The sequence below is a fragment of the Saccharopolyspora elongata genome, assembly GCF_004348985.1.
GTDB classification, from domain to species: domain Bacteria; phylum Actinomycetota; class Actinomycetes; order Mycobacteriales; family Pseudonocardiaceae; genus Saccharopolyspora; species Saccharopolyspora elongata.
The window spans coordinates 1-5,000 of sequence record NZ_SMKW01000179.1 but is presented as its reverse complement, the minus strand read 5'-3'; the positions used below and the strand labels follow the sequence as shown (position 1 = coordinate 5,000).

The 5,000-nt window shown below is 63.9% G+C and carries 4 protein-coding genes; 2 read left to right on the top strand and 2 right to left on the bottom strand.

The window, feature by feature from the left end; translation table 11 throughout:
- Positions 1-71: 71 nt before the first annotated feature.
- Both E1288_RS49645 and E1288_RS45940 read right to left on the bottom strand, forming a co-directional pair.
- On the bottom strand, positions 72-536 hold the full coding sequence (locus E1288_RS49645) for a hypothetical protein (RefSeq protein WP_235884298.1): 465 nt from the start codon (positions 534-536) through the stop codon (positions 72-74).
- A 984-nt stretch (positions 537-1,520) separates the two neighbouring features.
- Positions 1,521-2,921, bottom strand: coding sequence for a DUF4365 domain-containing protein (locus E1288_RS45940; protein ID WP_268952040.1), 1,401 nt, complete (start codon positions 2,919-2,921; stop codon positions 1,521-1,523).
- Between the two features lie 766 nt (positions 2,922-3,687).
- Here E1288_RS45940 and E1288_RS50690 point away from each other — a divergent pair.
- Positions 3,688-3,927 (top strand): transposase family protein, encoded by a 240-nt coding sequence (locus tag E1288_RS50690; RefSeq protein ID WP_132495589.1) that lies wholly within the window; start codon positions 3,688-3,690, stop codon positions 3,925-3,927.
- Between the two features lie 27 nt (positions 3,928-3,954).
- The gene (locus E1288_RS45930; protein ID WP_132495587.1) at positions 3,955-4,176 is read left to right on the top strand and encodes a hypothetical protein; all 222 of its coding nucleotides are present in this window, start codon (positions 3,955-3,957) and stop codon (positions 4,174-4,176) included.
- Positions 4,177-5,000 lie beyond the last annotated feature (824 nt).

Here is a 5,000-nt window from a genome sequence, read left to right as displayed (position 1 = left end):
GGAGTGGGCATAGCGGGCGGGTGTTGGTGATGCCTCGATGGGGCCGGTGTTCGTTGTAGAATCTCTCGAACTCACGTAGGGCGGGAGTTCCGTTCGGGTGCCGGGTCGATTCCCATCCTTGAGGATTCCCACACGGGCGAGGCGGCGACTGTTACGTTCAGGGTGAGCAGTTCGCCGTGAAGGCGGCGGTATCGCCAGTTTGGGTTCTCTTTTGCCAGGCGCAGCGCTTTTGGTTTGGAAAGGGCAGCGTGGCGGCGTGCGATGAGGTCGTGGTGCCAGCGCAGCACGGTGTCGGGGCGTACCAGCAGCCGCAGCCTGCGCTGCACGTTCCGTGGCAGCGAGTGCGGTAGCGCTGGCAGAAACGCTCGATCAGCTGGGGCGAAGTGCACTCTCTCTTGACCGAGCTGACGCTCTAGCGCCGTGATCTGATGGCGCAACGCGAGGATCTCGATGTCCTTGTCTCGGTCGCTCATTGGCAGCATGCGCCGCATGGCGAACGTATTTGTCACAGCCAGGTAGGCCAGTCGCAACCGCACAGTCGATCATCCTGCCGTGGTGCTCGACAGCAGCGAAAGCGTTCGCTCAAAGCGACTACGGTCGACCTACCCGGACACCGCCTCGCACCAGGGCGGATGAGGTTATAGGCAAGGGCAGCGTCGCACGGCGTGCCGCGGCCCGCCCGCCGACTACTCGCGCTGAGCACGGCGGAGCATCTCGTCGCTGGCGAGTTCGGTAAGGCGGACACGCCTCCTGATCGGCTGGTCGGAGGTCGGCCCTGGCCTCTTGCGGGCGATCGGTGCCACGAGTCGTGCGCCGATCGCACGCGACGTCGAGCGGCCGGAGCCAGCCTTCGATGCGAACTGAGTGACGGTGACCCTGGGTCGGGTTTTCCCGTACTGACCACCTCGGCCAGCACTGCAGCGGGGGCCGAAGACCTCCGGGAGGACGAGCATGTCGTCCCCGGCCGGGATCTCCTCGTACAAACGGCACGGACTGCCCGGCTCCTGCGAGGCAACAACCTGATCATCGTCAAGTCAGGCTCGGTCGTGACATCCGACCGAGCCTGACCAGCGACAAGACCCCTTACCATGGGGTAATTGAGTGTCCGAGGGGTGACTTGCACGCTGACTACACGCCTCCTGCTTCCTGAAATCGGTTGAGGCAGGGCTTATTGCTGTCCCGAGGAGGTCACTTCCGGGGCTCCTCGGCGGGACAGGCGGTTTTGCTTTGTGACTGCAGAATCGGGCATTGCCCCAAGCCTGGGACGGGGCCGGCGAGGCCGGTCCCGCAGACCGACGGTGGGAGGCGGTCGTGGTGCTGGTGTCCGGCCAGGTCCAGGCGGTCCAGTACGTCACCTCGTTGCTCGAGTCAGCTCCGACTACGTGTGCGATGTGATCCACGCGTTCAACGAGCGGAGTTCGACGCGCTGGCCTCACGATGGAACGGGGCCGACCGAAGACGATCGGTGAGGCGATCCGCGAACGGATCTGCCTGATCGTCGGGGGCTGCTGACTGTGCCATCACTGCGGCTTGGTGGGCACCTTCCGGACGAACCGCTCCTCCGGCCAGAAGGTGTCTCCCAGCATGAGCTGATCGAAAAGCACGCAGACGGTTCCGGGTGTGTCCTCGGAATCCCAGACGGCCGACACGTTCCGGCCGCGCTCGTTCCCGTGTCGGCTCAGCCAGTAGATCCTGTCGCCCGGTCTGAGCTCGAAAGCCAGTACCAGCTCCCGGTGCGATGACATGCGCGTACTCGGTCGTCCGACCCGTGCGTTGAAACCGTATTCCGCGGTCGGCCGGGGGCATCGCCAGACGATCCGGAACTGCTCGTCGATCGGCAGCGCAGGCGAACCCACGTGTACTTCTTTGACCAGGTAGAACGTGACGATCCGACGCGCCTTGTCCGACATCTCGCGCCACGGTTTCGAGAGCACTTCGGCATATGCCTCGGCATCCGATTCCAACTCCGTGGCGATGGTAGCCAGATCGTGGTCGGTCGCGGTTTGGGTGCGGAGCTTCTGAATCGACCGGGTCAACGTGTCGGGTTCGATCCGAAGACGGTGTTCAACTCGCCTGGCCACGTAGTTGTCCCGTGCGTCGATGTTGGTGTGAAGCGGCGGATCGTCGACGGCAGGTTTGCGCGCCCACTGGGTCGCATCGAAGCAGGCCGCCAGCCACTGTGCCTCGGCCATGCTCATTATCTTCTCCACCACCACGGGTATGCCGGGAAGCAGACCTGGTCGACCGGCGGGATGGAAATGCTCAGGGCCGATGTGCTCCGGATGCCAGTCGAGGTCGCTGTGGAGCAGGGTTGCGAATCCCTCGCCCCGGCGCTGCCAGAAGATCAGATCCTCGCCGAACACGTTCACATGGTGCTGCACGATGTCCGACGGCCCGAACTCGACGCCCGCCATCTCGCCCAACTGGGCCTGGATGATCCGGTTGCCCCGATAGCGGCCCAGGTAGTTTCTGACCTCGGCGACGAAATCCGCGATGGATTCGGCGTCCAACTTTTGGTCCGGGCTGATGATAGTTTTGGGCATCTCGCCGTTACGCCGCGCCGACAGCAGTTGCTTGGTGGCATTGGCCCAGTAGAGGCAGCTGGTGTCCGGGTCATGCACAACGCAAAGCACCGGAATGGTGCCATCGGCCCATGTGCCACCGTGATCACCGATCGGCACGGCGTACCCGTCGGCCCTGCGCCACGACCGGCCGCCCTTGACCTGGATCTTGACCAGGTCGCCGGTGACCTCACCGTCCTCGGTGAACGTGACGTGCAGGTCCTCGCCGAAGTCGTTCTGGCCGTCCACCTCCTGAACGATGTGATTGTGTCGCTCCAGAAGCATCCGCAGCGCGTTGACCGCATCACGGCTGGGTCTGCGAGCGTCAGGCACCTTCGGCAAACGGACCCTCCAGATCATGGTGCGCGGCGACCGGACAGTTGGTCCGCGACTGGCTGAGCACGTTCGGAGAATAGCGGCTAGTGGCTCATTTCAATACGTCGACCCAACGTGTTCGTCCAGGTGCGGATGGGTGAGTCGGTGGCGAATCCGGTCTTGGCTAAACCCACGGATTCAGCTATATGAGTAAGGTTTGAGTTGGTGGAGGGTTTGGTGTCCGGCCTGGCCCATCGGGGATTCGTTCGGGACACCACAGCGGGACAGGTGTAGTTCTCTTGTGCGCTGCGGAAGTGCTGGGTGGCGAGTGGTGGAGGACAAGGTGTTGACCGGTGTCCCCGAGTGAGCCCAGATACCCTGTGCCGCATCCGGCGAGCAGTAGAAACCGGTGACGGGCTAGTTGTCCCTGGCCGAGGAAATCGATCGCCATCGATTGCTCGCTGCAGTACTCGACAACGAGAGGGCGAAGTAGCACTGGCACGAGGGACTTGCGGACGAGGCCGCCCCGACGTGTTGCGCCAGCTGCTTCATCGACAGGTGCGGACCGATCTGATCGAATCCCCATGCGAAGCCAGCGCATCGAGCCCCGATCTCCGACTGCTGCCTGAGCAAGATCAAGCCTCGAGCGTGTCGTTCCAGATCTGCCGCATGTGCTGGCGGTGGGTGTTCGGCGCTGGCTCTCGTTCGAACTCCAGGGGCCCGGTGCGGCTCTGGCACGGTTTCCGTGATGGACCCGGGCGCCGTCCATCCGCCACATAGTTGATCATGTGCTCGGTGCGCTGATCTTGGAGTGCTCGAAGCCCTGTTCCCGCATCTTGCCCAGTTACGAGTAGACGGTGTGCATGCTGCGGGACCGGTGGTGCGGATCGAGGCGAGCACGCGGGCCGGGCACGTGGCGTGTCCTGGCTGCGGAACGCTGTCTGATCGGGTGCACAGCCGCTACCAACGGCGGTTGTCCGACACCGCGATCTCCAGCCGCGAGGTGCTGATTCGCCTACGAGTCCGCCGGTTGTTTTGCGATAACACCTAGTGCGCCAAGAAGACCTTCGCCGAAGCCGTGCCTGAGTTGGCGGCGCGCTATGGCCGGCGCACTACGGTGCTGGAGCGGGTGTTGTGCGCGGTCGCGCTGGCGCTGGGTGGTCGCCCCGGCGCGCGGCTGACACAGCGCCTGGCGGCCGCGGTCAGCCGGATGACGTTATTGCGCATGGTTCGCGCCCTGCCCGACCCTGAACAGTCGACTCCTCGGGTGCTCGCGACGACACCCTGCTTGACCGGCTAGAGGAGAAGGCCGCCGACGCCGCCTGGTCGCCAAGAAGTGGACCTACCCGCACCGATCCGGACGTCCGCCCATCAACAAGGCGATCGCCGCGCTGATCGAGCGGATGGCAACGGAGAACGAGACCTGGGGATATCAACGAATCCAGAGCGAACTCCTCAAACTCAGCCACCGCGTTGGCGCTTCGACGATCTGCAGGCTCCTCAGGCGACAGCAGATACCGCCAGCGCCGAAACGCCGACACGACCTGGCGGCAGTTTCTGCGCACGCAGGCCTCGGCCATGCTGGCAGTCGATTTCTTCCATGTGGACTGCGCAGTCACACTGAAGCCGGCGGGCAGCTGGATACCATTGGCTTCAGCGGCCTGCAGTGCGCCGTAGGGGCTGGGCCCGGTCTTGGCGGGGTAGGCGATCGACTCCCGGGTCACGCTGAATTCCAAAGTGACCACGCTGCCGCCGACCACGGAGGAACTTGCGACGGTCCACGGGCTTCTCCTTCGCTGCGACGCGAGAACCGGCTGACGCTGGCGAGAATTCGCCAAGCTGCGTGACCATAGAGGCGGGATCGGTGTCGGATCAGTGCCGCAACCATGAACACTCCACGACCGATCAGTGAGCGGGAGAAGACCGCTCTTTGCTGGGATGTCCGACTTGTTAGGATCAACTTCCCTGGAGTAAAGGCCTTTGGGGGCTTCGTTCCGGAGGAATGCTTGAGACCTGTGGATCGGCTGGGAAGGGGCGTACCTTCCCAGTGATCGGATGCAAGGTTCCAAGCATGGCCAGCGCTGCAACGCTGGCTGGGAAGGTACGACCCGATGCTCAGCGTAG

What these genes read in the sequence shown, in the direction of transcription:
- E1288_RS45940 (WP_268952040.1), bottom strand. Translation starts at nt 2,921, where the DNA reads ATGATCTGGAGGGTCCGTTTGCCGAAGGTGCCTGACGCTCGCAGACCC.